This window comes from Microbacterium sp. zg.Y909 (assembly GCF_024626565.1).
In genome coordinates this window covers 14361-40861 of the sequence record NZ_JANJFJ010000006.1, presented here as the reverse complement: position 1 = coordinate 40861, position 26501 = coordinate 14361, and the positions used below count along the sequence as shown (strand labels likewise).

The 26501-nt window shown below is 69.2% G+C and carries 27 protein-coding genes; 21 read left to right on the top strand and 6 right to left on the bottom strand.

Going from position 1 to position 26501, the window contains the following annotated elements; all coding sequences use genetic code 11:
• Window positions 1-86: 86 nt before the first annotated feature.
• Window positions 87-560 carry a GNAT family N-acetyltransferase gene (locus NQ160_RS01115; protein WP_257513387.1) on the bottom strand — a complete coding sequence of 158 codons (474 nt, stop codon included), beginning with the start codon at window positions 558-560 and terminating at the stop codon, window positions 87-89.
• 109 nt (window positions 561-669) lie between these two features.
• On the opposite strand from NQ160_RS01115, the gene rlmN reads away from it, so the two are divergent.
• The 7 genes from rlmN (at window position 670) to NQ160_RS01080 (ending at window position 8209) form a co-directional block, all read left to right on the top strand.
• Window positions 670-1914: a 23S rRNA (adenine(2503)-C(2))-methyltransferase RlmN gene (rlmN, locus tag NQ160_RS01110; RefSeq protein ID WP_257513386.1), complete on the top strand. Its 1245-nt coding sequence runs from the start codon at window positions 670-672 to the stop codon at window positions 1912-1914.
• Between the two features lie 77 nt (window positions 1915-1991).
• On the top strand, window positions 1992-3005 hold the full coding sequence (locus NQ160_RS01105; RefSeq protein ID WP_257513385.1) for an aldo/keto reductase family protein: 1014 nt from the start codon (window positions 1992-1994) through the stop codon (window positions 3003-3005).
• On the top strand, window positions 3005-3490 hold the full coding sequence (locus tag NQ160_RS01100; RefSeq protein WP_257513384.1) for an NUDIX domain-containing protein: 486 nt from the start codon (window positions 3005-3007) through the stop codon (window positions 3488-3490). The genes NQ160_RS01105 and NQ160_RS01100 overlap by 1 nt, the downstream gene beginning before the upstream one ends.
• A 259-nt stretch (window positions 3491-3749) precedes the next feature.
• Window positions 3750-4430, top strand: coding sequence for a GntR family transcriptional regulator (locus tag NQ160_RS01095; RefSeq protein ID WP_257513383.1), 681 nt, complete (start codon window positions 3750-3752; stop codon window positions 4428-4430).
• A 12-nt stretch (window positions 4431-4442) separates the two neighbouring features.
• A complete protein-coding gene (locus NQ160_RS01090; RefSeq protein ID WP_257513382.1) occupies window positions 4443-5969 on the top strand; it encodes an MmgE/PrpD family protein in 1527 nt (508 codons plus the stop codon).
• Between the two features lie 145 nt (window positions 5970-6114).
• Window positions 6115-7014 (top strand): methylisocitrate lyase, encoded by a 900-nt coding sequence (prpB, locus tag NQ160_RS01085; RefSeq protein ID WP_257513381.1) that lies wholly within the window; start codon window positions 6115-6117, stop codon window positions 7012-7014.
• A 7-nt stretch (window positions 7015-7021) separates the two neighbouring features.
• Complete coding sequence (locus NQ160_RS01080) at window positions 7022-8209, top strand: bifunctional 2-methylcitrate synthase/citrate synthase (protein ID WP_257513380.1); 1188 nt, start codon at window positions 7022-7024, stop codon at window positions 8207-8209.
• A 28-nt stretch (window positions 8210-8237) separates the two neighbouring features.
• Here NQ160_RS01080 and NQ160_RS01075 read toward each other — a convergent pair whose 3' ends face one another.
• The 5 genes from NQ160_RS01075 to NQ160_RS01055 all read right to left on the bottom strand — a co-directional run bounded on the left by NQ160_RS01075 (window position 8238) and on the right by NQ160_RS01055 (window position 13393).
• The gene (locus NQ160_RS01075; protein WP_257513379.1) at window positions 8238-8663 is read right to left on the bottom strand and encodes an HtaA domain-containing protein; all 426 of its coding nucleotides are present in this window, start codon (window positions 8661-8663) and stop codon (window positions 8238-8240) included.
• An 83-nt stretch (window positions 8664-8746) separates the two neighbouring features.
• A complete protein-coding gene (locus NQ160_RS01070; protein WP_257513378.1) occupies window positions 8747-10339 on the bottom strand; it encodes an ABC transporter substrate-binding protein in 1593 nt (530 codons plus the stop codon).
• Window positions 10340-10459: 120 nt separating this feature from the next.
• On the bottom strand, window positions 10460-11239 hold the full coding sequence (locus NQ160_RS01065; RefSeq protein ID WP_257513377.1) for an enoyl-CoA hydratase/isomerase family protein: 780 nt from the start codon (window positions 11237-11239) through the stop codon (window positions 10460-10462).
• Window positions 11236-12363 carry an acyl-CoA dehydrogenase family protein gene (locus NQ160_RS01060; protein ID WP_257513376.1) on the bottom strand — a complete coding sequence of 376 codons (1128 nt, stop codon included), beginning with the start codon at window positions 12361-12363 and terminating at the stop codon, window positions 11236-11238. The genes NQ160_RS01065 and NQ160_RS01060 overlap by 4 nt, the downstream gene beginning before the upstream one ends.
• Before the next feature lies 1 nt (window position 12364).
• Window positions 12365-13393: an acyl-CoA dehydrogenase family protein gene (locus NQ160_RS01055; RefSeq protein ID WP_257513375.1), complete on the bottom strand. Its 1029-nt coding sequence runs from the start codon at window positions 13391-13393 to the stop codon at window positions 12365-12367.
• Window positions 13394-13562: 169 nt separating this feature from the next.
• Here NQ160_RS01055 and NQ160_RS01050 point away from each other — a divergent pair, with 169 nt between their 5' ends.
• The 14 genes from NQ160_RS01050 to NQ160_RS00985 all read left to right on the top strand — a co-directional run bounded on the left by NQ160_RS01050 (window position 13563) and on the right by NQ160_RS00985 (window position 26483).
• Window positions 13563-14327: an SDR family NAD(P)-dependent oxidoreductase gene (locus NQ160_RS01050; protein ID WP_257513374.1), complete on the top strand. Its 765-nt coding sequence runs from the start codon at window positions 13563-13565 to the stop codon at window positions 14325-14327.
• Window positions 14324-16441 (top strand): acetate--CoA ligase family protein, encoded by a 2118-nt coding sequence (locus NQ160_RS01045; protein WP_257513373.1) that lies wholly within the window; start codon window positions 14324-14326, stop codon window positions 16439-16441. The genes NQ160_RS01050 and NQ160_RS01045 overlap by 4 nt, the downstream gene beginning before the upstream one ends.
• Window positions 16438-16902, top strand: a complete 465-nt coding sequence (locus tag NQ160_RS01040) for a MaoC family dehydratase N-terminal domain-containing protein (protein ID WP_257513372.1) — start codon at window positions 16438-16440, stop codon at window positions 16900-16902. The genes NQ160_RS01045 and NQ160_RS01040 overlap by 4 nt, the downstream gene beginning before the upstream one ends.
• Window positions 16899-17300, top strand: coding sequence for a MaoC/PaaZ C-terminal domain-containing protein (locus NQ160_RS01035; RefSeq protein WP_257513371.1), 402 nt, complete (start codon window positions 16899-16901; stop codon window positions 17298-17300). The genes NQ160_RS01040 and NQ160_RS01035 overlap by 4 nt, the downstream gene beginning before the upstream one ends.
• Window positions 17297-17692 (top strand): Zn-ribbon domain-containing OB-fold protein, encoded by a 396-nt coding sequence (locus NQ160_RS01030; RefSeq protein ID WP_257513370.1) that lies wholly within the window; start codon window positions 17297-17299, stop codon window positions 17690-17692. Before NQ160_RS01035 ends, NQ160_RS01030 begins: the two co-directional genes overlap by 4 nt.
• Window positions 17692-18849, top strand: a complete 1158-nt coding sequence (locus tag NQ160_RS01025) for an acetyl-CoA acetyltransferase (protein ID WP_257513369.1) — start codon at window positions 17692-17694, stop codon at window positions 18847-18849. The genes NQ160_RS01030 and NQ160_RS01025 overlap by 1 nt, the downstream gene beginning before the upstream one ends.
• A 38-nt stretch (window positions 18850-18887) precedes the next feature.
• The gene (locus NQ160_RS01020; RefSeq protein WP_257513368.1) at window positions 18888-19625 is read left to right on the top strand and encodes an enoyl-CoA hydratase-related protein; all 738 of its coding nucleotides are present in this window, start codon (window positions 18888-18890) and stop codon (window positions 19623-19625) included.
• Window positions 19622-20422: an enoyl-CoA hydratase/isomerase family protein gene (locus tag NQ160_RS01015; RefSeq protein ID WP_257513367.1), complete on the top strand. Its 801-nt coding sequence runs from the start codon at window positions 19622-19624 to the stop codon at window positions 20420-20422. The genes NQ160_RS01020 and NQ160_RS01015 overlap by 4 nt, the downstream gene beginning before the upstream one ends.
• Window positions 20423-20526: 104 nt before the next feature.
• Window positions 20527-21594, top strand: coding sequence for an ABC transporter permease (locus NQ160_RS01010; protein WP_257513366.1), 1068 nt, complete (start codon window positions 20527-20529; stop codon window positions 21592-21594).
• Window positions 21587-22501: an ABC transporter permease gene (locus tag NQ160_RS01005; RefSeq protein ID WP_257513365.1), complete on the top strand. Its 915-nt coding sequence runs from the start codon at window positions 21587-21589 to the stop codon at window positions 22499-22501. The genes NQ160_RS01010 and NQ160_RS01005 overlap by 8 nt, the downstream gene beginning before the upstream one ends.
• Window positions 22498-23622 (top strand): ABC transporter ATP-binding protein, encoded by a 1125-nt coding sequence (locus NQ160_RS01000; RefSeq protein WP_257513364.1) that lies wholly within the window; start codon window positions 22498-22500, stop codon window positions 23620-23622. The genes NQ160_RS01005 and NQ160_RS01000 overlap by 4 nt, the downstream gene beginning before the upstream one ends.
• On the top strand, window positions 23619-24659 hold the full coding sequence (locus NQ160_RS00995) for an ABC transporter ATP-binding protein (protein WP_257513363.1): 1041 nt from the start codon (window positions 23619-23621) through the stop codon (window positions 24657-24659). Before NQ160_RS01000 ends, NQ160_RS00995 begins: the two co-directional genes overlap by 4 nt.
• Window positions 24660-24672: 13 nt before the next feature.
• The gene (locus NQ160_RS00990; RefSeq protein ID WP_257513362.1) at window positions 24673-25716 is read left to right on the top strand and encodes an MBL fold metallo-hydrolase; all 1044 of its coding nucleotides are present in this window, start codon (window positions 24673-24675) and stop codon (window positions 25714-25716) included.
• Entirely contained in the window at window positions 25713-26483 is a 771-nt protein-coding gene (locus NQ160_RS00985) for an enoyl-CoA hydratase/isomerase family protein (protein WP_257513361.1), read from the top strand. Before NQ160_RS00990 ends, NQ160_RS00985 begins: the two co-directional genes overlap by 4 nt.
• Window positions 26484-26501 lie beyond the last annotated feature (18 nt).

Sequence of the window (26501 nt, the reverse complement as noted above, 5' to 3'; positions counted from 1 at the left end):
CTCGGTCCCGCCGCGCCGCCCGGCCGCGCGTGCGCTTGCCGTTGCTCGGCCACCGGATGAGCCGCCGAGCCGCCCCGGCCGCCCGGTCAGCCCAGCGGCTTCTGCAGGAAGACCTGGTCGCTGCCGTCGCCGGGGACCCGGTCCGACTCGGCGTAGCCCTCGCGCTCGTAGAGCCGCAGGTTGGCCTCGCTGAGAGACCCGGTGAAGAGTTCGGCCGTCCGCGCGCCGGCATCCCGCCCGCGGTGCTCGACCGCCGTCAGCAGCTTCGTGCCGATGCCGCGCCCCTGCTGGTCGGGGGCGATCGCGATGCGCCCGATCAGCAGCAGGTCGCCGTCGCGTCGGGCACGCACGGCGCCCACGATGCGGGCGCCGTCGAGGGCGACGCAGCCGAGGTTGTCCACCAGCTCCGCCTGCACCTCCTCGAGCGTCTGCGTCAGCGGCGGCATGTCGGGGTCGCCGTAGATGAGCGCCTCGCTGACGAACGCCGCGCGTTGCAGGGTCAGCACCTCGCCGGCATCCTCGGGGCGGATGTCGCGGATTCTGATCGACTCGTCGCTCACCCCGTCACGGTATCCGCGCCGCCGCAGGGCGTTCCAGCCCTCCCGCGCCCCGCCGCGGTGTGGTAGCGCCACCAGCGCTCGCTCAGCGCGCCTCCCGTACCCTGGGAGCATGACCGATTCCTCCCCCGTGCGCGCCACCAAACCGCGGCAGGTACGCCCGGCGACCGAGGGCTGGTCCCAGCAGAAGGATGCCGAGGGCCGCCCGCTGCTGCAATTCGCGAGCCCCAAGCGCGGCAAGCCGCCGGTGCACCTCGCCGACCTCACCCCCGAGCAGCGCGTCGAGAAGGTGAAGGAGCTCGGGATGCCGGGGTTCCGCGCCGCACAGCTCGAGAAGCACTACTTCACGCACTACACCGCCGACCCGGCCCACATGACCGACCTCCCCGCCGCCGGTCGCGAGGAGCTCGTGCACGGCATGCTGCCGCCGCTGCTCACCGAGGTGCGTCGCCTGGAGACCGACAAGGGCGACACGATCAAGTTCCTGTGGAAGCTGCACGACGGCGCCCTCGTCGAGTCGGTGCTCATGCGCTACCCCGGCCGCATCACGCTGTGCGTGTCGAGCCAGGCCGGCTGCGGCATGAACTGCCCGTTCTGCGCCACCGGCCAGGCGGGGCTGACGCGCAACATGTCGGCCGCCGAGATCGTCGACCAGGTCGTGCGCGCCAACCGCCTCATCGCCGAGGGCGGACTCGGCGACCCCCGCAAGGTGGGCCACGAGGGCGAGCGCGTCACCAACATCGTCTTCATGGGGATGGGCGAGCCCCTCGCCAACTACAACCGCGTCATGCAGGCCGTCCGCACGATGGTCGACAAGAAGCACGGGCTGGGCATGAGTGCCCGGGGCGTCACGGTCTCGACCGTCGGGCTGGTGCCGGCGATCCGCAAGCTCGCCGACGAGAACATCCCGGTGACCTTCGCCCTGTCGCTGCACGCCCCCGACGACCACCTGCGCGACGAGCTCATCCCGGTGAACTCCCGCTGGAAGGTCGACGAGGCGCTCGATGCCGCCCGCGAGTACTTCGACAAGACCGGTCGCCGCGTCTCGATCGAGTACGCACTCATCAAGGACATGAACGACCACGCGTGGCGGGCCGATCTGCTCGCCGAGAAGCTCAATGCGCGCGGCCGCGGATGGGTGCACGTGAACCCGATTCCGCTGAACCCGACGCCCGGGTCGATCTGGACCTCGTCCGACAAGGACGTGCAGGACGAGTTCGTCCGCCGTCTCAACGACGCCGGCGTGCCCACGACCCTGCGCGACACCCGCGGCAAGGAGATCGACGGCGCGTGCGGTCAGCTCGTGGCCACCGAGGATGACGAGCGCGCCGCAGAGGACATGCCGGTCGAGGCCTGAGGTCCCGGCGCGTACACGGGCCGCGCGGTGGTGTCCATCCCGGCCCCGCCGTCCGGGCGGCGCGGTAACGTTTTCCCATGGTCAACTATCGCTATCTCGGCAACTCTGGTTTCAAGGTCTCGGAGATCACGTACGGCAACTGGATCACCCATGCCTCGCAGGTCGAGAACGAGGCGGCGATCGCCACGGTGCACAAGGCCCTCGATCTCGGCATCACCTCGTTCGACACGGCCGACGCCTACGCGAACACCGCCGCCGAAGAGGTGCTCGGTGAGGCGCTGAAGGGTCAGCCCCGCGAGTCGGTGGAGATCTTCACGAAGCTCTACTGGCCGATCGGCCGTAAGGGCCCCAACGACATGGGCCTCAGCCGCAAGCACATCTTCGACGGCATCCACGGGTCGCTCAAGCGCCTCGGCGTCGACTACGTCGACCTGTACCAGGCCCACCGCTACGACTACGAGACCCCGCTCGAAGAGACGATGCAGGCGTTCGCCGACATCGTCCGTCAGGGCAAGGCGCTCTACATCGGCGTCTCGGAGTGGACGGCCGAGCAGCTGCGCGAAGGGCACGCCCTCGCGAAGGACCTGGGCGTGCAGCTCGTCTCCAACCAGCCCCAGTACTCCGCGCTGTGGCGCGTCATCGAGGGCAAGGTCATCCCGGCATCCGAAGAGCTCGGCATCTCGCAGATCGTCTGGTCGCCGATGGCGCAGGGCGTGCTCAGCGGTAAGTACCTGCCCGGTCAGCCGCTTCCCGAGGGGTCGCGCGCGACCGACGACAAGAGCGGCGCGACGTTCATCAAGCGCTTCATGAACGACGAGGTGCTCACCGCGGTGCAGAAGCTCAAGCCCGTCGCCGAGCAGGCCGGCCTGTCGATGCCGCAGCTCGCGATCGCGTGGGTGCTGCAGAACCCCAACGTCGCCGCCGCCCTCGTGGGCGCCTCGCGTCCCCAGCAGCTCGAGGACACCGTCAAGGCTTCGGGTGTCACGCTCGACGCCGACACGATGACGGCGATCGACGACGCCCTCTCCGGCGTGGCCGAGACCGACCCCGAGAACACCTACGAGGTCTCGCCGAAGTCCCGCCCGGCCTGATGCCCGTCCACAGCGCCGGTCTCCTGCTCTACCGGCTCGCCGACGGCGGGCCCGAGGTGCTGATCGCCCACATGGGCGGTCCGTACTGGGCGGGCAAGGAGACCGGCGCGTGGTCGATCCCCAAGGGCGAGTACGACCCCGACGCCGAGTCGGCACTGGATGCCGCGCAGCGCGAGTTCCGTGAGGAGCTCGGGGTCGAGCCGCCCGAGGGTCCGTACGCGGAACTCGGCACGTACCCGTATGCGTCAGGCAAGCGCGTGACCGTCTTCGTCGCGGACGGCACGGCGTTCGCGGCCACCCGGGCGGACTTCATGTTCGGGGAGTTCGAGATGGAGTGGCCGCCGCGCTCGGGCAGGACCCAGCGTTTCCCCGAGGTCGACCGCGCGGACTGGGTGGGGCTGGGGGTCGCGGGCGAACGGCTCGTGAAGGGGCAGCGGCCTGCGCTCGAGGCTCTGGCCACCCACCTGCGGGGCGCCGGGGCGTAGGGCGCGCACGCGCGCCGGCCTCGCCCGGGTCCGCGCCGGTGCTTGCCGCGGCCTCGCGCCGCTCTGGCCCTGCCCGGCCGGCCGGCCGGGATGAGGAGATCTGCCGGGCTGAGGGGCGTATGTGGGGATCCGCCCTCATCCGGGCAGATCCCCTCATCCGGGCAGCTGTGGAGTCCGAGTGGCCAAGCGATGTATACGCAATTCCGCGACAGCGGGACAAGACCGCCGCCGGGCGGGGTTTATGTATACACTGATGCCGATGGCTACCGACGGAGCGACCCAGGGACGCGCGGGCGAACGCGCCTATGCGACTCTGCTCGCCGAGATCCAGTCGGGCGCGCTCCCCGCCGGCACCGTGCTCGGCGAGGTCGAGCAGGCCGCCCGGCTCGGGGTGAGCCGCACTCCCTTGCGCGAAGCGCTGCGGCGCCTGACCGCCGACGGCCTGGTCACGCAGCAGTCCCCGCGCGTGACGGTGGTCACCGACGTTGAGCCGGGCGACATCCGGGCGCTGTTCGAACTGCGGCGTGCCCTGGAAGAGACCGCCGCCGCCCTCGCCGCCCGCCGCGGCGACCGCGCCGTCTTCGCCCGCTTCGTCGAGCGGTTCGCCGACGTCGACCTCACCGCCCCCGGCGGGCCCGACGCCTACTACGCCCTCATCGCACAGCTCGACGCAGAGGTCGACACCGCCGTGGCCAACGACTACTTCACCGCCGCGCTGCGCACCGTCCGCACCCACCTCGTGCGCGTGCGGCGCCTCGCCCGCGACAACCCCGACCGCCTTGCGGCATCCGTCGCCGAGCACCGCCTGATCGCCGCGGCGATCGCCGACGGCGACGCGGAACTCGCCGCCCACGCCACGCACATCCACCTGCACAACGCGCTCGCGAGCATCCTGACGTCGCTCGACGACGGCTCCGGCGCGCGCCCCGTCACGTTCTGAGAGAGGACCCCCATGACCATCACGCACCACCTGCGCGTCCACCGCAGCGACGAGGACCTGCCCCGCGAGGGACAGCTGGCCTGGCACATCGCCGAGGTCGCGACCGACCCGGTTCCCGTCGAACCCGAGGTGGTCGACATGATCATCAACCGCGTGATCGACAACGCCGCCGTCGCCGCAGCCTCCCTCACCCGCGCCCCCGTCAGCGCCGCACGCCAGCAGGCGCTGGACCACGCCGTCTCGGTGGGTGGCAACGGCGCGACGGTGTTCGGCTGCGCCCTCGAGCGCCGGACGAGCCCCGAGTGGGCGGCCTGGGCCAACGGCGTCGCCGTGCGCGAACTGGACTACCACGACACCTTCCTCGCCGCGGACTACTCGCACCCCGGCGACAACATCCCGCCGATCCTCGCGGTCGCCCAGCACGTCGGCTCCGACGGCGACGCGCTCGTGCGCGGCATCGCGACGGGCTACGAGATCCAGATCGACCTGGTGCGCGCCATCTGCCTGCACAAGCACAAGATCGACCACGTCGCCCACCTCGGCCCCTCGGCCGCCGCCGGCATCGGCACGCTGCTGGGTCTCCCGACCGAGACGATCTACCAGGCGGTCGGTCAGGCGCTGCACACCACCACCGCGACCCGCCAGTCGCGCAAGGGCGAGATCTCCACCTGGAAGGCGCACGCCCCCGCCTTCGCCGGGAAGATGGCCGTCGAGGCGGTCGACCGTGCGATGCGCGGCGAGACCAGCCCCTCGCCGATCTACGAGGGCGAAGACGGTGTCGTCGCCTGGATGCTCGACGGCCCCGACGCGTCGTACGACGTGCCGCTGCCCGCCGCGGGGGAGCCCAAGCGCGCGATCCTCGACTCGTACACGAAGGAGCACTCGGCCGAGTACCAGGCGCAGGCCTGGATCGACCTGGCGCGCAAGCTGCACGGCGAGCACCCGGAGGCCACCGACCCGGCCAACGTCGAGTCGATCGTGCTGCACACCTCGCACCACACCCACTACGTCATCGGCTCGGGCGCCAACGACCCGCAGAAGTACGACCCGACGGCATCCCGCGAGACGCTGGACCACTCGATCCCGTACATCTTCGCTGTCGCGCTGCAGGACGGCGGCTGGCACCACGTCGACTCGTACGCCCCCGAGCGGGCCGGGCGGGAGGACACCGTGGCGCTGTGGCACAAGATCACGACGGCAGAGGATGCCGAGTGGACCCGCCGCTACCACTCGGAGGACCCCGCCGAGAAGGCGTTCGGCGGTCGCGTCGAGATCCGCCTGACCGACGGCACCGTGATTCAGGACGAGATCGCCGTCGCCGACGCGCACCCCCTGGGGGCGCGCCCCTTCGCCCGCGAGGACTACATCCGCAAGTTCCGGGTCCTCGCCGAGCCCGTGCTCGAGCCCGCCGAGATCGAGCGGTTCCTGGATCTCGCACAGCGCCTGCCCGAGCTCACCGTCGACGAGGTGCGGCAGCTGTCGATCGTCGCGAAGCCCGGGCTGCTGCTCGCCGCTCCCGCGCCGAAGGGCCTGTTCTAGACATGGCGTCGCGCGTAACTCCTCAAGAACCGGGCGGCGCGGGGACCCACGGGTCTGATCGCGTCCGGATCCGCGCATTCTTGAGGAGTTGCGCCGCCGCAGCCGCTGGCACACCCGCCGACACGGCCCACTGAGGAGACCACTGATGCTGTATTCGACCGTGACCCCCGCCGAGAAGCGGCGCCTGTTCCGCGAGCGCCTCGCGACAGGCGAGCTGGAGCGCTTTCCGGGGGCCTTCAACCCGCTGTCGGCGCGACTGATCCAGCAGAAGGGGTTCGAGGGCGTCTACATCTCGGGCGCGGTGCTCAGCGCCGACCTCGGCCTGCCCGACATCGGCCTGACGACCCTCACCGAGGTCGCCGGCCGCGGGCAGCAGATCGCCCGCATGACCGACCTCCCGGCGATCATCGACGCCGACACCGGGTTCGGCGAGCCGATGAACGTCGCCCGCACGATCCAGACCCTCGAGGATGCCGGCATCGCCGGGGCCCACATCGAGGACCAGGTGAACCCCAAGCGCTGCGGCCACCTCGACGGCAAGGCGGTCGTCGACCAGGACACCGCGATCAAGCGCATCCGCGCCGCCGCCGACGCCCGCCGCGACCCGAACTTCCTCATCATGGCGCGCACCGACATCCGCGCCGTGGACGGGTTGGATGCCGCGATCGACCGCGCCAGGGCCCTCGTCGACGCCGGCGCCGACGCCATCTTCCCCGAGGCGATGCGCACCCTCGAGGAGTTCGCCGCCGTGCGCGCTGCAGTGGACGTGCCGATCCTGGCGAACATGACCGAGTTCGGAAAGAGCGACCTGTTCTCGGTCGATCAGCTGCGCGACGTCGGCGTGAACATCGTGATCTGGCCGGTGTCGCTGCTGCGCATCGCGATGGGCGCGGCCGGCCGGGCGCTGGATACGCTGACCGCTGAGGGGCACCTCACCGGCAAGCTGGGGGAGATGCAGCACCGCGCCGACCTGTACGACCTGCTCGACTACGAGTCGTACAACCACTTCGACACCAACGTCTTCAACTTCGACATCGAGAAATGAGCGTGCGATGACCACCGACATCAAAAAGGGGCTCGCGGGCGTCGTCGCCGACGTGACCGCGATCTCCAAGGTCGACCCCGAGATCAACAGCCTCGTGTACCGGGGATACCCGGTGCAGGAGCTCGCGGCTACGCAGCCGTTCGAAGCGGTCGCCTACCTGCTGTGGAACGGCGAGCTGCCCAGCGACGAGCAGCTCGCGGAGCTGCGTACGGTCGAGCGGGCCAACCGGGCGTTGTCGCCCGCGGTGAAGGCCCTCATCGACGCGGTGCCGCTCGAGGCCCACCCGATGGACGAGGTGCGCACCGTCGTCAGCCTCATCGGTGCGATCGACACCGCCGGCATCGACAACGTGCTCGATGCCGCAGGGACCCCTGCGGAGAACCTCGACCGCAGCATCCGCCTCTTCGCCGTGCTGCCGGCCGTCGTCGCCTACGGGCAGCGCCGCCGCCGCGGCGAGCAGCTCGTCGAGCCGCGCGAGGACCTCGACTACGCCGCCAACTTCCTCTGGATGACGTTCGGCGAGGAGCCCCACGAGGTCGTCGTCGACGCGTTCAACCGCTCGATGGTCCTCTACGCCGAGCACTCGTTCAACGCCTCGACCTTCACCGGTCGGGTCATCACGTCTACCCTCAGCGACCTGTACTCGGCCGTGGTCGGGGCGATCGGCGCGCTCAAGGGACCGCTGCACGGAGGCGCGAACGAGGCCGTGCTGCACATCTTCACTGAGATCGGCGATGCCGACAACGTCGTCCCGTGGCTCGACGAGGCCCTCGCCGCCAAGCGCAAGATCATGGGGTTCGGGCACCGCGTGTACAAGCGCGGCGACTCGCGCGTGCCGACCATGAAGGCGGCGCTGGACACGCTCGTCGCCCACTACGACCGACCCGACGTCGCCGCGCTCTACGATGCGCTCGAGTCCGAGTTCGTCGGCCGCAAGGGCATCTACCCGAACCTCGACTACCCGTCGGGTCCGGCTTACAGCCTCATGGGCTTCGACACGCTGACCTTCACGCCCCTGTTCATCGCGGCGCGGGTCACAGGCTGGACCGCGCACGTGATGGAGCAGCAGGCGGCCAATGCCCTGATCCGCCCGCTGTCGGATTACAACGGTCCCGACGAGCGCCACATCGACGGCTACGTTCCGGATGCCGCACAGGTCGAGGCGCTGCAGCGCGCGGAGGAAGCGGCGAGCTGAGGCGGGTGGGATCACCCTCTGAGCGTGCTCAGAGGGTGATCGTCGGACTGTCGAGCACGGTGCCGGCGGCATACTGGTCGCCGAAGATGGGCACGCCCTCAGCGGTGAGGGTCGTGACGCCCGCCTGCACGAGCCCCGATTCGTCCTGCGTGAACTGATCGATGTCGGCCACGGGGAAGCGCTCGCCGTCGGCGCGACAGGCGCTCAGCAGCCAGCGTCCGTCGCTCTCGCGGTGGATCACGGGGTCGCTCAGGCTGATCCGCATGAGGCCGCCGTGGCCGGTGAGGAGCACCGTGCCACGAAAGACCAGCGGATGGTCCGCGGTCTCGGCCGCGGGGAAAACGATGCCGAGATCGGTCACCGTCGCGTCATCGAACACCTCGACGCGCCCCCGCGCCATTGTGGTGAGGTACTGCAGGAGCGAAGCCTTCACTCCCCATGTCAGCGTTGCCATGCAACCCCTTCGTGTCAGAGAACCGCACGAGCCGGGCCCCGGACTCCGGGACCCGGCTCGTGAGAGTCGACCTGCTTACGCGGTCACTGTTCCTTCCATGCGGCGTCGAGGTAGACGAGCATGCTGCCGTCGTACTCTCGCGCCTCGCTGCCCAGGTGCAGCTTGTTGGAGTGAGCCATTCCGCTCAGGTTGGGTGAGTACCAGACCATGACGGCGTTCTCACGGATCTGCTCGTCGACGTCCTTCCACGCCGCGCTGCGCTCCTCGAGCGTGGGCGCGGTGCGTGCCGTCAACAGCGCTGCCTGCAGCTCGGGGTGGGCCACGCGACCCCAGTTCTGGCCGCCCTCGTAAAGACGTGTCCAGACGGTGGGATATCCCGCTGAAACGGTCGTGCCCTGCAGCAGCTGGTAGTCACCGGCGGCTTGCGCGACCGCGTGAGCGGTGGGGTCCATCGCCCGCATGACAGCGGTGATGCCGATGGAAGCCAGCTGCTGCTGGACGAACTCCGCCGATCGGGACGTCGCGTAGTGCACGTACTCCACGCTGGGGTCGCCGTTCTCCGCGGCGTAGTCGGCAACGAGTTCCTTCGCCTTCTCCAGATCCGCATTCATCGGCTCGACGCCGTCGCAGGCGGGGGCTCCGACAGCCCACGGCGTGCAGGTGGTGTCGCCGTCCCACAGCTCGGTGCCACCGGCCAGCACCTGTGCGCTGGTCTTGCCGTCGAAGAGGTACAGCAGCGCCTCGCGGAGCCGCTCATCCTGGAACGGGCCCTCCGCGGCGTTCGGGATGAGTGCTTCGCCGCCGGTCGGGGCGAGGTGCAGCTTCACGGTCGGAGTGGTGGAAACCCGCGGCCACAGATTCGCAGGTACGAGGCTGAAGTCGGTGTTGCCGGAGATCAGCTCGTCGACACGGGTCTGCGGGTCAGGACGCACCTGGTAGATGACCTCATCGAGGTACGGCTGCCCCTCGACGAAGTAGTCGTCGTTGCGCACCAGGGTCAGAGTGTCGTCCTTGACCCAGGAATCAAACTTGAAGGGGCCCGCGCCGACAGGGTTGCTGTTGAACGCCTCGGGGTCGGCAAGTGCAGCGGGAGAACCCACCATGCCGGCGGGTGTGGAGCCGGTGAAGGTCAGCGGGAAGGAGCCGTCGGGAGCGGCCAGCGTGAAGGTCACCTCGAGCGGGCCGGTGGCTTCCATCGATTCCATGCCGGCCAGCAACGCCTTGGCGTTGCTGCGGGAGTCGGGCGCGATGTGGCGCTCGAGGTTGAAGATCACTGCCTCGGCATCGAGGGGAGTGCCGTCGGTGAAATTGACGCCCTCGCGCAGCTCGAGCACCCAGGTCTTGCCGTCGTCTGCGGTCGTCATGCCGGCGGCGAGCTTGCCGCTGACCTCGTCGGTGCGCTCGTCGCGGATGAGCAGGCTGTCCATGACCGCGACGGCCCGCTCGATCCCCGTTCCGACGCTGACGAGGCGCACCGGGTCGAACCCGCCGAACTCCGACAGGAACGTCAGCTTCGCGGTGCCACCGGTCTGGATCTCGCCGACTTCAGTTTCCTCGCTGGCGGAAGGCGCGGGTGCTGCCGCGCCCCCTCCGCCGCAACCGGCGAGCATCATCGCGGAGATGACCGCTCCCCCGAGGATGGCGCCGAAGCGTCTTCCTCTCGCTCTCGAATTCATGTGCACTGTGTTGCCTCCTTGCTAACACGGGCGTAGACGCAGATTGGCGTCGCGCTGATGATACAATATTTTTGATGAAAATCCGAGAGGTTTCTCGGGCTCTCTCAACGGGCCGTGGCCTCAGGCGCCACGCCATACCGGAGGGCGCTTTTCGGAGAAGGCGCGAGGCCCCTCCTGCGCGTCCTCGCTGGCGCCGACCTCTGCACGCATCCGGTCGTTGAGCGCCCATGCCGCTTCGTCGTCGTCGCTGACGGCGTTGATGATGCGCAGGCTGGCTTCGGCGGCCAGGGGTGCGGCCGCTGCGATCTCGCCGGCGAGGGCGAGCGCGTGAGATCGGAGACGTTCGGCCGGCACGCACTCGGTGACCAGGCCCCACTGCAGCGCCGTCGTCGAGTCGATGGGGCGACCAGTCAGCGCCATCCGCATCGCGCGGCTGCGCCCGATCGCCTGGGGCAGCCGGACGATCCCGCCGGCAGAGGCGAGGAAGCCCCTCGTCGCCTCCGGCAGAGCGAAGGTCGCGTGCTCGGCAGCGACGACGATGTCGCAGCCGAGCACGAGTTCGAGGCCTCCTCCGAAGGCGAGGCCGTTCACAGCGGCGATCGTCGGTGTGCGCCGACGCCGGACGAACAGTCGCTCGATGAACGCGGCGCGGGATTCCGCCGTCTCGGCATCCGACACACGCTCGACGAGATCGCCGCCGGCGGAGAAGGCGCGCTCGCCGGATCCGGTGAGCACGATCACCCGCACCCGCGGATCGGCATCCGCACGCTCGAACTCCTCGATGAGCCGCCATCCCAGCGCCCGCGAGATCGCATTGAGCACGCGAGGACGGTTCAGCGTCAGGACGCGGACCTCGCCGACGTCTTGGACGAGGATCGGGTCTTCCGCATTCTCGGTCACTGCGCCGGCATGCCCAGCAGGCGCGACGCGATGATGTTGCGCTGGATCTGAGAGGAGCCGCCGTACACGCTGATCGGGCGCGTCTGGAAGTAGTCGCGTGCCGTCTCGGTGTCGCGCCCGGTGATGATGTCGGGGCCCCGGAGGGCCATCGCCAGGTGAGCGAGCTCCTGTGCGGACTCCGTGTAGAGGAGCTTCGCGATCGAGCCCTCTTCTCCCACCGGCTTCCCCGTTGCGCGGGAACTGAGCTGCTCGAGCGCCGTCAAGCGTACGACTTCTCCCCGCACATATGCCCGAGCGAGTTCGCGGCGCACCTGGGTGTCCTGATCGCGGCCGGTGTCCTTGGCGAGTGCCTCGAGCTCGGTCAGCTTCTTGCGGTAGGCCGAGATGGCCCCGATGTCGGACGGACCGCGCTCATAGGCGACCGTCGTCATGGCGATTTTCCAGCCGTCGCCCTCCTGCCCGAGCATGTTCTCGGCGGGGATGCGCACGTTGTCGTAGAAGACCTCGCTGGTTTCGGGCTCACCGTTGGCGAGTACGATCGGCCGCAGCTCGAGCCCCGGCGTGTCCATGGGCAGCAGAAAGGCGGAGATCCCCTTGTGCTTGGGGACATCCGGATTGGTGCGAGCGAGCAGCAGGCACCAGTTGGCCCATTGTCCGAACGACGTCCACATCTTGTGGCCGTTGACCACCCACTCGTCGCCATCGCGGACCGCGCGCGTCGAGATGGCCGCCAGGTCCGAGCCGGCCCCGGGCTCGCTGAAGCCCTGGCACCACTGGATCTCACCGCTCAAGGACGCGGGGATGAACTGGCGGCGCTGTGCATCGGTGCCGAACATCCCCAATGCGCGGCCGATGTAGCCGAGCGTCGGGGGCAGCATGGGCGCGTCGGTGTTCCCGTTCTCCTCGTTGAGGATCGCGTCCATGGTCGGGCTCAGCCCTTTGCCGCCCCACTCCGCAGGCCAGGACTGCCCGAGGTACCCGCCCTCGTAGAGCTTGCGGTGCCAGTCGATGCGCTGCTGCGTGCGTGCATCGTCGGTGTCTGCCGGCTCCGGGATGTTGGTCTGGAGCCATGTCCGCAGTGCGGCGCGGTAGTCGGCCTCTTCGGCGCTGTCGCGGTAATCCATGTCAGTTGCCTCCCAGCCGCGCTCGTGCGATCTCATCGAGGTGGACGTCTTCGTCGCCCAGGAGCGCTGTGTCGAACATCACACGCCGGGTGACGAAGTGGGCGATGTGCTCCCACGTCTGGCCGATGCCGCCATATATCTGCATGATGTCCTCCGCCACGCCCGACGCCATCGCCGCCGCTGCTGCCTTGGCCGTGCGCGCTGCGAGCAGGGCTTCGGCCGCGCTGAGCTCATCGACACCCCACGCGGCGTAGAACACCGCGGCGCGGGCTCCTTCGACGGCGGTGTGGGCGTCGGCGGCGATGTGCTGGAGTGACTGGAAGGAACCGATGTGCTGGCCGTAGGCCTTGCGCTGCCCGGAATAGGTGACCACGCCACGCAGGCCCGCCTCCAGCGCGCCGACGGTGTCGGCCGCGAGGCCGGTCAGCGCCAGTGCGTACACCCGGTCGACATCATCTGCCGACAGCGTGCCCCCGGTCTCCCACTCCGCAGAGTCCAGGGACCACAGGGGGTTCGTCGGCGAGATGCCGCTGAGTCGTTCCGAGCCGACCGCGCTGCTGCGCAGGAGGGTCCAGCGATCGCCGTCGCGCTGCAGAGCCAGCGCATAGCCGGCGGGGCCGGCGCCGCCCCACATGACCGCCTGCTCGCCGGGGCTCGCGATCCGGCGCAGATCCGCGCTCAGCGCGATGCCGTAGAGCACCTCGCCGCTGGCGAGATCGTCAGCCCATGCCTGAGCATCGCCGCTGCGAGCGATGAGGTCGGCCGCGATGGCCGCGGAGGGGAGGTAGGGCTCGGGAACGAGCGATGTGCCGAGAGCCCGGCACAGCAGGGCGACCTCGACACCGCTGGCCAGCGGTGCGCCACCGGTGCGGTCGCGCAGCTCGAGAAGGCCCGACGATGCGAGCGTGCTCCATCCGCTGAGCGTGTCCCGGTCGCGGATGTCGGCCGGATTGGCCACGCCGATCGACCGAGCGATCTGTTGGGCGACGTCGAGGAACTCCGTGTGCGTCTCGTCGAGTAGGGCGTCCATGCAACTCCTTCGTTCCAGGTCCTTCGTCCCAAGATATTGACGCCGTTCGGAAGAGTCAAATATTTCTGATCAAAAAATTGACAGCCTTCCGCGAGCCGTGGTTGACTGCCGGGAAGAGTCGGCCGCACCGTTGCGGAGCGACTCGTCTGAGCGAGCAAAGGAGCTGGCAGTGAGTGCACCGCCCACGTCCGAGTTCGACGGCGTCGTCGTCGCCGTCACAGGAGCCGCGCAGGGGATCGGGCGATCCGTCGCCGAAGCGTTCGCCGATCAGGGCGCCCACGTCGCAGTCATCGACGTCAACCTCGCTGCCGCAGAGGCCACCGCGGCGGAGCTCGAGGGGCGCGGCGGCCGCGTGATCGCCGTGCAGTGCGACGTGGCGCGCCAGGACAGTGTGCAATCCGCGGTCGACCAGGTGACCGAGAAGCTCGGCGCGATCGAGGTGCTCGTCAGCAACGCCGGCATCACCCGCCCCGCAATGATCCGCAAGATGACGCTCGAGGAGTGGAACGAGGTGATCGATGTGCATCTGAACGCCTCTTTCTATTGGCTCAAGGCGGTCGTCGAGCCCATGATCGCAGCGGGAGGCGGGCGCATCATCTTCACGTCCTCTTCGACGGCGCAGAACGGCTCGGTCGGCCAGGTCAACTACGCCGCGGCCAAGTCCGGGATCCTGGGGCTCATGCGCAGTGCGGCCAAGGAGCTCGGTCGCTACAACATCCTCGTCAACGCCGTCGCCCCGGCGGCCGTCACCGACATGACCCGCAAGGTGCTCACCGACCCGAAATTCGGGGCCGACCCGGCCAAGACGATTCTCGGTCGCTGGGCGCAGCCCGACGAGATCGCTCCGGCCTATCTGTTCCTCGCGGGCAGGGGGGCAGGGTTCATCACCGGCCAGGTCGTGTCGGTCGATGGCGGAAGCATGATGGTCCGATGAGCGCGCCGAGCATGACACGCGCGAAGACCGACCTGAGCCGGCTGCTGTCGCCGCGCTCGATCGCCGTCGTCGGCGCCTCCGACCGACCAGGACGCATCGGCACGCAGCTGCTGGACAACATCATCCGCCGCTTCACCGCCGGCCCGATCTACCCGGTCAACCCGCGTGCGGAAGAGCTCATGGGGCTGAAGGTCTACCCCGACATCGCTTCGCTCCCCGAGGGCATCGACATGGCGATCGTGGCCGTTCCCGCAGAGCAGGCCGTGGACGCGGTGGAAGCCCTCGCTGCACAGGGTGTCGGCGGGGTCACCCTGCTGACCTCCGGATTCTCCGAGGCGGGCGAGGATGGGCAGGCGCGGCAGGAGCAGCTCAAGGCGATCATCGAGCGCACCGGCATCCAGGTCCTCGGCCCGAACTGCATCGGATTCATGAACCTGCACGAGGGTGTGATGGCGAACTTCGCACTGTCGGGGCCGGTCACCCTTCCCACCCCCGGTCCCGTCGCCCTCGTGTCGCAGAGCGGGGGCTTCGCGTCGTACATCACCAACGCGTCGATGCGCGCCGGCATCCGTCTCGGGTACTTCGTCAGCACGGGCAATGAAGCCGGCGTCGTGCTGGCCGACGTCATCGACTACCTCGTCGACCGCGACGAGGTGGGCACGATCCTGATCTTCAGCGAGTCGCTCAAGGACCCGGAGACGCTCATCGCCGCAGCTCGGCGCGCTGCCGAACTCGACAAGCCGCTCGTGCTGTTGAAGACGGGCCGCAGCGACGAGGCCGCCAGAGCCGCGATGAGCCACACGGCGTCGATCGTGGGCTCCTCCGAAGTGCTCGATGCCGTCTGCCACCAGTACGGCATCCGCGTCGTCTCGTCGATGGAGGAATTGGTCGACCTGGGGTTGGCGTTCCAGGACGGGCGCCGCATCCCGGTCGGTGACGTCGGCATCGTCACGACATCGGGCGGCGCCGGAGTGCTGCTGACGGATGCGGCCGCGCATGGTGGCCTGGCCGTATCCGAGCCCTCGGCCGACGCCGCCGCGCGGCTCGAGTCGTACATGCCTCAGCCGTTCTACGGATCGATCGACAACCCCGTCGACATCACCGCCCAGACGCTGGCATCGCCGGAATCGCTCGGCAAGGTGCTGAGCGAGATGCGCGATCTCGATCCCTACGACTGCCTCGCGGTGGTCACCTGGGCGGGGGACTATCCCTCCAACGACCGGATCATCGAGACGTACGAATCAACGGACAAGCCGGTCTTCGTGCTCGCGACCGGGTACATGGAGAAGTTCCAGGCGGCCGGCGTTCCCATCTACCTGGATCCGAAGCGCCTGATGACGGCGCTGGCCACCGTCAAGGACTACTCCACCCGTCCTCCGCTGGATGATCTCGGTCAGATCCCCGCGGCCCCGGAGAACCTCCACGACCTGCTCGGCGTCGCCTCCGGGCAGCGGTCGATGATGGAATCCGACGCCAAGGCCCTGCTCGCCGCGTACGGCGTGCCGGTCACTCGCGAGCGGTTGGTCGGAGACGCCGCGGATGCGGCAGCGTTCGCCGCCGAGGTCGGCGGGCCCATCGCACTCAAGGTGATGAGCTACGACCTGCCGCACAAGACCGAGTACGGGGCGATCCGACTGGCCGTGACCGCTGACAGCGCTGCACGGGAGCTGGAGGGGATGCTCGAGGAGGTCGCCCGGAAGGCCCCGGATGCCGTGATCGGCGGGGTGCTGGCACAGGAGATGGTGCCCGCCCGCATCGAGATGACCGTCGGCATGCACCGCGACCCCGTCTTCGGCGCCATGGTGGCCGTCGGGCTGGGGGGCGTCGCCATCGAGATCATGGCCGCGGCCGTGCTGCTGCACGCCCCGTTCACGCACGACACGGCCGTGCGCACGATCTCGCAGCTGCTGGACGGACGCATCCGCACGGCAGCGCGCGGGCTCAGCGACGAGGAGCTCGACCGGGTGGCCGACATCGCCGTCGCGGTCGGGCGGCTCGCCCACGACGTGCCCACCATCGCCGAGATCGACGTGAACCCGGTGCGGATCTCCGAGGGCCGGGTGGTCGCAGCCGACGCGCTCATCGTCTTCGACGTGCCGGAGGGGAGCGCATGAGCGGGCTGAAAGACCTCGTCGGTCAGTCATCGCAGCCGTACCGCTTCGTCGTGGAAGAAGGCAAGATCGCCGAGTTCGTCCGCGCCGTGGGTGCCACCCACCCGCTGTTCCGAGACCGCGAAGCGGCCGTTGCGGCGGGCCTGCGCGGGATCCTCGCGCCGCCCACGTTCGTCGCAGCGAGCGCGCACTGGGCTCCACGCGACGGCGGATTGTCGTTGGGGCTGGATGTGAAGCGGGTGCTGGCCGGCGGGGGAGAGTGGCAGTACTTCCAACCCGTCTGCGCCGGCGACGAGCTGACGGTCACGATGCATGTGGAATCCGTGAAAGAGAAGCAGGGCAGCCGGGGACCGATGGAGATCATGCGCGTGCGCACGGACTTCGAGCGGGACGGCGAGCTCGTCCAGGTGTACTCCAACGACATCATCCAGTTCGCTCCGCTCGGCGGGGAGAAGACGGCATGACCGATCAGCCCGTGCTCGCCGAGCGCACGATCGGACCGCTCACCCGTACCGACATCGTGCGATACGCCGGAGCAGGGGGCGACTTCAACCCCGTGCACCACGATGAGGTGTTCGCCACGCGGGCGGGCTACCCGTCGGTGTTCGCCCATGGCCTCTTCACCGCCGGCTCGGCCGCGACGGCGATCGCCGAGGTGGCTGGGCCGCTGGCGCTGCGGCGCTACTTCGTGCGCTATTCGGGACAGGTCTGGCCCGGTGACACGCTCCATGTGACCGTGCAGGACGATCCGTCGGCCCCCGCGTCGGAAGGGCTGCGCAACCTCGCGCTGACGGTCACGGCGCAGGCGTCGGGGGCGGAGCCGCGTGTCGTGCTCACCGGCGGCGGTGAGGTCACGGCATGACTGAAGCCGACCTCGTCCCCGTGGAACCGGCGCCTTGGGCGTCCTATCAGCGCAGGCGCGCCGAGGGAGAGATTCCCTTCCAGCGCTGTGACGGCTGCGCCCGCAGTGTCTTCCCGCCTCGCGTGCTCTGCCCCCACTGCGGGTCGATCCAGCTGCGGTGGCAGGAAAGCGCCGGCCTCGGCACCGTCTATTCCCAGACCTTCGTCTCCGGACGAGACGGGGGTTACCACGTGCTGCTGGTCGATCTTGAGGAGGGCTTCCGGGTGATGGCATCCGCCGACGACGACGCGGCCGATTATCCGCTCGGTGCGCGCGTCCGTGGTCGCGTGGCGACGGACTCCGAGAATGCCGACCAGGAGCCACGTCTGGTCTTCAGCAGAGAGGCGAGCTGATGGTGCACTCGCTGCGCGGCGCGGCAGCGATCCGCGGTGTAGCCGAATCGGCACTCGGTGAGGTCGGCCCTGACCGTTTCGCGCTCGATCTGATCGGAGAGGCCGCGGCGGGCGCACTCGCGGACGCCGGAATCGACAAGAGCGCCGTGGACGGTCTCTTCTCCGCCGTCGTCGGGCGGGGCATGGCCAACCTCGACGTCGGGGAGTATCTCGGCATCGCGCCGCGGTACACCGACGGCACGATGATCGGAGGCAGCTCGTTCGTCAGCCACGTGCACCACGCCGCGATCGCGCTGCAGGCCGGAGCCTGCGATGTCGCGCTCATCGTCTACGGCAGCACGCAGCGCACCGATATGCGTCGCCCCGGCCGGGTGCCGTATCCGCCGGAGGTGCCGAATTACGAGGCGCCGGCACGCCCGGTGCATCCCGTCACCGGATACTCGCTGGCCGCGACCCGGCACATGCACGAGTTCGGAACGACGCGGGAGCAGCTCGCGGAGGTGGCCGTCTCTGCGCGCCGGTGGGCGCAGCTCAACCCCAAGGCGTTCAAGCGCGACCCGCTCACGATCGCGGACGTGCTCTCCGCCCGCCCCGTTGCGACGCCGTTCACGACTCTCGACTGCTGCCTCGTCACCGACGGCGGGGGCGCGATCGTGATGACGCGTGCCGACGCCTACACCGACGCGCCGACCGTGCCCGTCTACCTGCTCGGCGCCGGCGAGGCCCACTCTCACCGTTCCATCTCGCAGATGCCCGATCTGACGACGACGGCTGCGCGCCAGTCCGGTGCCCGCGCCTTCGAGATGGCGGGTCTCACTCCTGCCGACATCGACGTTGCACAGCTCTACGACGCGTTCACCATCAACCCGATCCTGTTCCTTGAGGACCTCGGGTTCTGCGCCAAGGGCGAAGGCGGGGCCTTCGTGGAGGGCGGCCGCATCGCGCCGGGCGGCGAGCTGCCCGTCAACACCAACGGCGGCGGGCTGTCGTTCTGCCATCCCGGGATGTACGGCATCTTCGCCCTCATCGAAGCGGTGCGCCAAGTGCGCGGGACGGCAGGGGAGCGCCAGGTCCCCGACGTCGTCACGGCAGTGGCCCATGGCAATGGCGGCCAACTGTCGAGCCAGGTCACCGCGATCTTGTCGAGGGAGCGTTGATGGAGCAGTCGCCTGTCACCACGAGCCTGGCGGACGGCGTGCTGCTGGTCACCCTCAACAGGCCGGATGCCATGAACGCGCTGTCCATCGCGATGGCGCACGAGCTCACCCGAACCTGGGCGCGCGCTGCGGCCGATGACGTCCGCGCGGTGGTGGTGACCGGGGCAGGACGGGGTTTCTGCGCGGGCGCCGATCTGCGCGAATCCCGCACCGGCGATGTCGCGACCGAGGGCTTGCGTGCGACGTACCAGCCTCACACGCTCGCCTACGTGGCGCTCGAGAAACCTGTCATCGCCGCCGTCAACGGTGCGGCAGCGGGTGCCGGACTCTCGTTGGTCTTCGGTGCGGACGCGCGCATTGCGGCTGCGGGGGCCAAGTTGGTGCCTGCGTTCAGCGCCATCGGCCTGGTTCCCGACAGTGGCGTGGCATTCCTCGCCGGACGTGTGATGGGGGAGGCCGCCGCGATGGTGTGGCTGGCTTCCGGGCGCCGCCTGTCGGCCGGTGACGCGCTGTCGCGTGGCGCGGTCGATGAGCTCGCCGAGGACCCGGTCGCCCGCGCTCGTGAGGTGGCGCTGGAACTCGCGTCGGTTCCCGGCCGGGCCTACGGGCTTACCAAACGGATGTTCTGGGCGCGGGCGAGGCCCGGCCTCTTGGCCGATCTGGACCGCGAGGTGGATCTGCAGCAGCTGGCGGCAGCCGACCCGCAGCGCGCTGCCGCGCGTGCGGCGATCGTGGCGAATCTAGGCGCAGCGCCTGCTGCGGGAGGAGAGAAATGACATCGACGGAGGAGTCCCCCGTCCTGGTGGACGTGGCCGACGGCATCCTGACCATCACGCTCAATCGTCCGGATAGGCACAACGCACTCACCGGGCGGATGCACAACGAGCTGATGGCGGCACTCGAACGTGCTCGCCACGAGAGCGACATCCGCGTGCTGCTCATCCGCGGGGCCGGCCGGTCGTTCTGCTCGGGCGCCGACGTCTCGGATCTGTCCGAGCCGGATGTCGCACCGAGCGCTGCGCAGCGGGTGCACTCGGTCATGCACGGTCGTGATCTCGTGGATGCGATGCTGGCGATCAAGCAACCCGTGGTCGCCGCCGTGCGCGGGTATGCCATGGGGCTCGGGTCGACCATCGCACTGTTCTCCGACGTCGTGATCGCCGCGGATGACGCAGTGCTCGCTGACACGCACGTCAACATCGGCGTCGTTGCCGGTGACGGCGGAGCCGTGATGTGGCCGCTGCTGGCGGGGCTGGGTCGCGCGCGCTACCACCTGTTGACCGGGGAGCGGGTCACCGGCTCACTGGCTGCGGAGTGGGGTCTGGTCTACAAAGCGGTTCCCGCCGACGCCGTGATCGACGACGCGCTGGACGTGGCCCGCAGGCTGGCGTCCCTCGCTCCGCTCGCGGTGCAGGGGACGAAGGCGGCGTTGAACCGCATCGTCCGCGACCGGGTCGAGCTGGCACTGGATTACGGTCTGTGGGCCGAGGCCGTGACCTTTTTGTCCGAGGACCATGCCGAGGCCACAGCTGCTTTCGTGCAGAAGCGCCCCGCGACGTTCACGGGGCGCTGACGACCGCTTCTGCGGCGCAGGGGCGATGTAGGGGTATCATCGTCACGTCTGATCAGATATCATTAATCTGAAACGCGAAGCGGCACAAGGAGGTGTTCACGCGAATGAGCGACGTCATACGTCCCCCGGTGCAGCGCGGATCGGGTGCCCTGATCGGGCCGCCGGCGACAGCGGCGATCCCCACGGATGCCCGGCGGGCCCGGAGGGTCGCGCCGCTCTGGGTCGTCTTCCTCGGCAAGAAGCTGGGGCACCTCCTCGTGGTGCTCGTCGCGGTCACCTTCCTCGTGTCCGCGATGGTCGACCTGCTTCCTGGCGATCCCGCCCGCGCGATCCTCGGAGACAACGCCACCGACGAACAGCTGGCGCAGGTGCGCGAAGAGCTGCGACTGGATGACCCCGTCATCGTGCGGTACTTCATCTGGCTCGGCAACGCGCTGGTCGGCAACCTCGGTGTGTCCCTGCGCACGGGACAACCTGTGGGCGAGGCGATCGCGCAGCGACTGCCGGTGTCGCTCGAGCTGATGATCCTCGCGCAGCTCATCGCCCTCGTGGTCGCGATCAGTCTCGCCATGTACGCGGCGTACCGCCCTCACGGCGTCGTGGACAAGGTCAGCACGATCTGGTCGTTCTCCGCGATCTCCGCTCCCCACTTCGTCGTCGGGCTCGGGCTCATCTACGTCTTCTCGGTGACGCTCGGGTGGCTGCCGACATCGGGGTACGTCACGATTGCCGAAGGCGGCATCTGGCTGCACTTCACCCTTCTGCTCATGCCCGCGTTCGCACTCGCGCTGGAACCGGCGGGTGTCTATCAAAGGCTGCTGCGCGGCGACATGCAGACCACGATGCGTGACGACTTCGTGCTGGCTGCGCAAGCCAAGGGGATGTCCACGCCGAACATCCTGTTCCGTCAGGTATTCCGGCCGTCATCCTTCTCACTGGTCACGCTTGCGGGCATCAACACCGCTCGACTGCTGGGTTCGACCCTGGTGATCGAGACGCTGTTCGCACTGCCTGGCCTGGGCCGGCTGCTGGTGGACTCGGTCAACAGCCGCGATTTCGTGATGGTTCAGGCGACGGTCGCGGTGATCGCGGTCTTCTACGTCGTGGTCAACATCGTCATCGACCTGTTGTACCTGGTACTCGACCCCAGAGTGAGGTCCGCTCGTGGATGACCCGAAGGTTCCCCCGCTCGTCGATACCGAGACGGTGGCGGCGGAAGCGCCCGTCTCGCAGCTGGTCGCACGGCCTCCGCGCGCCCGATGGACGCGCGCGCCGTTCCTCGTCTGGGCTTTCGGGCTCTGGGGCGTGCTGATCGTCCTGGCGGCGGCCCTGGCGCCGGTGCTGCCGCTGGCGGCACCGGATCTGCCGGACTACGCCGTGATCGCCGCTCTGCCGAGCGCAGAGCACCTGCTCGGCACCGATGAGTACGGGCGCGACATCCTCTCGCGCCTCATCTGGGGGGCCCAGGCATCGCTGCAGGTCGGATTTGTCGCCGTCCTCCTCGGGCTGACTGTCGGGCTGGTCCTCGGCATGCTCGCGGGCTACTACCGCGGGTGGGTGGACACCGTCATCAGTGTGCTGGTGGACGTCGTGCTCGCCTTTCCGGCCCTCATCTTCATCATCGTGCTGGTCGCCGTGCGCGGCCCCAGCAAGGAGATCCTGGTGATCGGCCTCGGAGTCGTCATGGTCCCCACCTTCACGCGGCTCGCCCGCGCGAACACGCTGGTGTGGTCCAAACGCGACTTCGTGGCGGCGGCCACCGTGCTCGGATCCCGACGCAGCCGCACCCTCTTCCGCGAGATCTTCCCCAACGTCCTGCCCAGTCTGATGGCTTATGCGTTCACCGTCGTCGCCGTCGTGATGGTGGCGGAAGGCTCCCTGAGCTTCCTCGGATTCGGCATCCAGCCACCCGAATCCAGCTGGGGGAACATGATCGCCGGCGGGCGCGCATACCTCTACAATGCGCCCTGGATCGTGGGCTTCCCCGCGGCCGCGCTGCTGCTGACAGTGCTGTCCTTCAACTTCTTCGGCGATTACCTGCGGGGACGCAGGGCGGGACGAACGGAAGTGACCCTATGACCAAGTTCACCGCTGGCACGGTCGACGCCGCTGAGGCGCCCCTGCTCGACGTCACCGGTCTGACGACGACGTTCGTCGGCGGTCGCCAGCCGGTCACCGCGGTGGCTGACGTCAGCCTGACGCTGCGACGTGGCGAGACCCTCGGGGTGGTGGGCGAGTCCGGGTCGGGCAAGTCGGTCCTCTCCCGATCCATCATGGGTCTCGTCTCGCCCGGCTCTCGCGTCGTTCGAACGGGAACCATCGTCTTCGACGGCACCGACATCACCGCATTGTCCCGTAAGAAGGTGCGGCGCCTGTGGGGGAGTCAGATCGGGATGGTCCTGCAAGACCCGCTGACGTCGCTGAATCCCGTGAAGAAGATCGGTGCGCAGCTGATGGAGACCGTGCGCAAGCACGCGCCGGAGACGAACAGGGCAGAGGCGGCGCAGCGTTCGATCGAGTTGCTGCGCAGCGTGGGCATACCCGAACCGGCCAAGCGCATGCGCGTCTACGCCCATCAGATGTCCGGTGGTATGCGCCAGCGGGTGGGCATCGCGATCGCGCTGGCCGGGAATCCGCAGCTGTTGTTGGCCGACGAGCCGACGACGGCTCTGGATGTCACGGTGCAGATGCAGATCCTCGACCTGCTGCAGCGGCAACAGCGGGAGCGCAACATGGGAATGGTGCTGGTGACGCATGATCTGGGGGTCGTGGCCACTCGCACCGACCGCATCATGGTGATGTACGCCGGACAGGTCGTCGAATCCGCGCCGACGCGAGTGCTCTTCGAAGACATGCGGATGCCGTACACACGCGCCCTCCTGGACGCGCTTCCGCGGCGCGACGACCCGAGTCACACCCGCTTGAGGGCGATCCCGGGCAACCCGCCCAATCTGGCCGCCCCGCCTGTCGGATGCCGCTTCGCGGCGCGCTGTCCTGCCGTTCAGGAGCGCTGCCGAGTCGAGGCACCGCCGCTGCTGGCGACCCCGGAACGGGCGGACCACCTTTATCGGTGCTGGTATCCCGTCGGCAGCCCGGAGTATGCGCGCGCCGTCATGCGCAACGCTGCAGACGCGTCAGCGGGAGCGATGCCGCCTGCGACGACCGCTCCCGGGGCCGACGCCGTGGGGGTGGCCGGATGAGCGCCGCGACGTCTGCCGCCGAAGCCGCGGCCGGAGGCGCCCGGCTGGTCGTGGACGGCATGGTGGTCGAGTACCCGACCGCGGCGGGAACCGTCCGCGCGGTCTCGGATGTCAGTTTCGAGCTCGGTGCCGGGGAGACCCTGGGTGTCGTCGGGGAGTCTGGCTGCGGCAAGTCCACGATGGCGCGCGCGGTCCTCCAGCTGCCCGCGCCGAAGGCTGGCAGGGTCCTGTTCGAGGACACGGATCTCACCACGCTCTCGGGCGACAGGATGCGTCGGTTGCGGCCGGAGCTGCAGATGGTCTTCCAAGACCCGGTGTCATCTCTGAACCCGCGCCGGACGGTTCGCGACATCGTGGCCGAACCGCTGACGATCTGGAAGAAGGGCACCCGCGCCGAGCGGCAGCAGAAGGTCGACGAGATGCTGCACGCGGTCGGACTGGATCCTCAGGAGTATGGCGGCCGCAAGCCGACGGAGCTGTCCGGCGGTCAATGCCAGCGCGTGGCCATCGCACGGGCGCTCGTCGCGGGAGCGAAGCTGCTGGTGTGCGACGAGCCCGTCTCGTCCCTGGACGTTTCCCTGCGGGCGACGGTGCTGAACATGCTGGAGGATCTCCAGGACCGGTTCGATCTCTCGATCCTGTTCATCGCACACGATCTGGCCGTCGTGAAGAACATCTCCGACCGTGTCATGGTCATGTATCTGGGGAAGATCGTCGAGATCGCAGACGCCGACGCACTGTATGCGCGGCCCGCGCACCCCTACACCGTCGCGCTGCTCGACTCGATCCCCGACCCCGATCCGGATGCCCCGGCGCCGAAGGCGTCACTGGCCGGCGACCCGCCGTCGCCGGTCGATCCTCCGTCCGGATGCCGCTTCCGCACGCGGTGCGCGTGGGCGCAGGACGTCTGCGCACAAGTGGAGCCGCCGCTGGCGGAAGTCGCCGCCGGCCACCGCGTCGCCTGCCATTTCCCCTTCGTCGCCACAGGGACACTCCCGATCCGGGAGCGCGATCACACCGCGCCCCTGCCCGGGTGACGGGGCGACGATCATGCCGACCCCCACGGACAGCCCTCCTATCCCGCTGAGCGACGCGCAGCGGGACGCGTGGCAGCGTCGTCACCTCGCGCCCCGGGAGGAGGTCGCTCACGATGTGTGGGCGTTGGCGTTGCCGATCGCCGGCGGGGCAATGCCCTACACCCTGTGTTACGCGCTCCTGGACGATGCGGGAGGGGTGCATCTCATCGACCCCGGTTGGGACAGTGATGGCAACCTCGAGGCCCTCGGCGCCGAGCTTGCGGGACTCCAGCGCTCCCTGAACGACGTGCGGACGGTGATCGCCACGCATTCCCACCCCGACCACCTGGGCATCGCCCCGCGGCTGCGCGAACTGTGCGGCGCTCGCGTGATCCTCTCCGCCCGCGAACGCGACGTGCTGCGCCAGGAGGCAGGGCAGGGGGACGAGGATCGTCGGGCACACGGCGATCGGCTTGCGCAATGGGGGGTGCCGCCCCAGCGCCGAGGGGAATTGGAAGCCTTCTTCCGCATGCCCTTCGTCCTCCGCGATTTCGCGCCTGACGGCGCGGTGGAGGACGGCGAGATCATCGACCTGCCCGGCCATCGCCTCGAGGCCGTGGTGACGCCGGGCCACACGTCAGGGCATCTGTGCCTTGTCGATCGCGAGCGAGGGCTGCTCTACTCCGGCGATCACGTGCTTCCCCGCATCGCATCGGGGGTCGGGCTGGGTGCCCTGCCGAACACGGATCCGCTCGACGACTACCTGTCCGCGCTGGAGCGGGTGGGTGCCTGGGACGTGCTGCACGTGCTGCCCGGCCATGAATACCGCTTTCGCGGACTCGCCGATCGCAGCCGCGCTCTGGTCGAGCATCACCTCCGTCGCACTCGCGAGGTCGCCGCGCTCGTTCCCGAACTCGGCGACGCGCCGATCTGGGAGTATGCGCGGCGGCTCACCTGGACGGGCGGATGGGACGACATGCGCGGGTTCTTCCTCGACTCGGCGCTGCGCCAGACGGCCCTTCACCGGGAGTTCATCCGCAGCGGGCGGGCGGCACTCCGATCGGTGGGGGTGAAATGACCGTGCAGGCCTCCGAGGAGGTCGGGGTATTCCGCGCCGAGCCGATCGCTGCCGGGGTCGGCGTGATCGAGATCCGTCGAGGCGCCGAGACGTATCTGACGGTGCATGTGCTGCGCGCCCTGCTGCGGGAGCTCGCGGCTTTGGATGCCGATCCCGACTGCGGTGCCGTGGTCGTCCGCTCCGAGGGCAAGCACTTCTGTGCGGGCCGGGACTGGCGGGTCGCCCGTGATCCCGCTGACACAGCGGCTGCCATCTACGAGACGGCGCCGGGTTTCCTCGCCCTGACCAAGCCGTGGATCGCCGAGCTGACGGGCGGGAGCATCGGGGTGGGAATGGGGCTCGCGCTGTGTGCTGACTACAGGGTCGCGGCGGATTCGGCATACCTGTGGCCGAAATTCGTGGCCATCGGCATCCATCACGGCTTCGGCCTCACAGCGACGCTGCCGTGGCTCGTGGGCAATCAGCGCGCTACCGAGATGCTCTCGCTCGGCCGGCGCATCTCCATGCCGGAGGCATCGGCGACAGGGCTGGTGGACCGGGTCGTTCCCGCGACAGACGTGCGCGGCGCAGCCGAGGACTTCGCCGCGGAGTTGGCGGGTCAACCGCGCGCGGCGCTCCAGGCGATCAAGCGAACGATGCGCGCCGGACTCCGTGAGTCGTTCGTCCAGGCGATCCGCCATGAGCAGGCCGTGCAGCGCTCGCTGTACGAGTCCGCGGACTTCCAGCGGGAGACGGGCGGCGGCTACCGCTATCGCCCCGAGCAGTGACCGGGTGCGCCCGGCGTC

Excerpts from the sequence above, each read along its gene's own strand:
- NQ160_RS01060 (WP_257513376.1), bottom strand. The coding sequence starts at position 12,363 with ATGGATTACCGCGACAGCGCCGAAGAGGCCGACTACCGCGCCGCACTG.
- NQ160_RS00990 (WP_257513362.1), top strand. The coding sequence starts at position 24,673 with ATGCCGACCCCCACGGACAGCCCTCCTATCCCGCTGAGCGACGCGCAG.
- NQ160_RS01045 (WP_257513373.1), top strand. The coding sequence starts at position 14,324 with ATGAGCGCGCCGAGCATGACACGCGCGAAGACCGACCTGAGCCGGCTG.
- NQ160_RS01105 (WP_257513385.1), top strand. The coding sequence starts at position 1,992 with ATGGTCAACTATCGCTATCTCGGCAACTCTGGTTTCAAGGTCTCGGAG.
- NQ160_RS01040 (WP_257513372.1), top strand. The coding sequence starts at position 16,438 with ATGAGCGGGCTGAAAGACCTCGTCGGTCAGTCATCGCAGCCGTACCGC.
- prpB (WP_257513381.1), top strand. The coding sequence starts at position 6,115 with ATGCTGTATTCGACCGTGACCCCCGCCGAGAAGCGGCGCCTGTTCCGC.
- rlmN (WP_257513386.1), top strand. The coding sequence starts at position 670 with ATGACCGATTCCTCCCCCGTGCGCGCCACCAAACCGCGGCAGGTACGC.
- NQ160_RS01010 (WP_257513366.1), top strand. The coding sequence starts at position 20,527 with ATGAGCGACGTCATACGTCCCCCGGTGCAGCGCGGATCGGGTGCCCTG.
- NQ160_RS01000 (WP_257513364.1), top strand. The coding sequence starts at position 22,498 with ATGACCAAGTTCACCGCTGGCACGGTCGACGCCGCTGAGGCGCCCCTG.
- NQ160_RS00985 (WP_257513361.1), top strand. The coding sequence starts at position 25,713 with ATGACCGTGCAGGCCTCCGAGGAGGTCGGGGTATTCCGCGCCGAGCCG.
- NQ160_RS01100 (WP_257513384.1), top strand. The coding sequence starts at position 3,005 with ATGCCCGTCCACAGCGCCGGTCTCCTGCTCTACCGGCTCGCCGACGGC.
- NQ160_RS01025 (WP_257513369.1), top strand. The coding sequence starts at position 17,692 with ATGGTGCACTCGCTGCGCGGCGCGGCAGCGATCCGCGGTGTAGCCGAA.
- NQ160_RS01080 (WP_257513380.1), top strand. The coding sequence starts at position 7,022 with ATGACCACCGACATCAAAAAGGGGCTCGCGGGCGTCGTCGCCGACGTG.
- NQ160_RS00995 (WP_257513363.1), top strand. The coding sequence starts at position 23,619 with ATGAGCGCCGCGACGTCTGCCGCCGAAGCCGCGGCCGGAGGCGCCCGG.
- NQ160_RS01090 (WP_257513382.1), top strand. The coding sequence starts at position 4,443 with ATGACCATCACGCACCACCTGCGCGTCCACCGCAGCGACGAGGACCTG.
- NQ160_RS01075 (WP_257513379.1), bottom strand. The coding sequence starts at position 8,663 with ATGGCAACGCTGACATGGGGAGTGAAGGCTTCGCTCCTGCAGTACCTC.
- NQ160_RS01095 (WP_257513383.1), top strand. The coding sequence starts at position 3,750 with ATGGCTACCGACGGAGCGACCCAGGGACGCGCGGGCGAACGCGCCTAT.
- NQ160_RS01015 (WP_257513367.1), top strand. The coding sequence starts at position 19,622 with ATGACATCGACGGAGGAGTCCCCCGTCCTGGTGGACGTGGCCGACGGC.
- NQ160_RS01055 (WP_257513375.1), bottom strand. The coding sequence starts at position 13,393 with ATGGACGCCCTACTCGACGAGACGCACACGGAGTTCCTCGACGTCGCC.
- NQ160_RS01035 (WP_257513371.1), top strand. The coding sequence starts at position 16,899 with ATGACCGATCAGCCCGTGCTCGCCGAGCGCACGATCGGACCGCTCACC.
- NQ160_RS01070 (WP_257513378.1), bottom strand. The coding sequence starts at position 10,339 with ATGAATTCGAGAGCGAGAGGAAGACGCTTCGGCGCCATCCTCGGGGGA.
- NQ160_RS01030 (WP_257513370.1), top strand. The coding sequence starts at position 17,297 with ATGACTGAAGCCGACCTCGTCCCCGTGGAACCGGCGCCTTGGGCGTCC.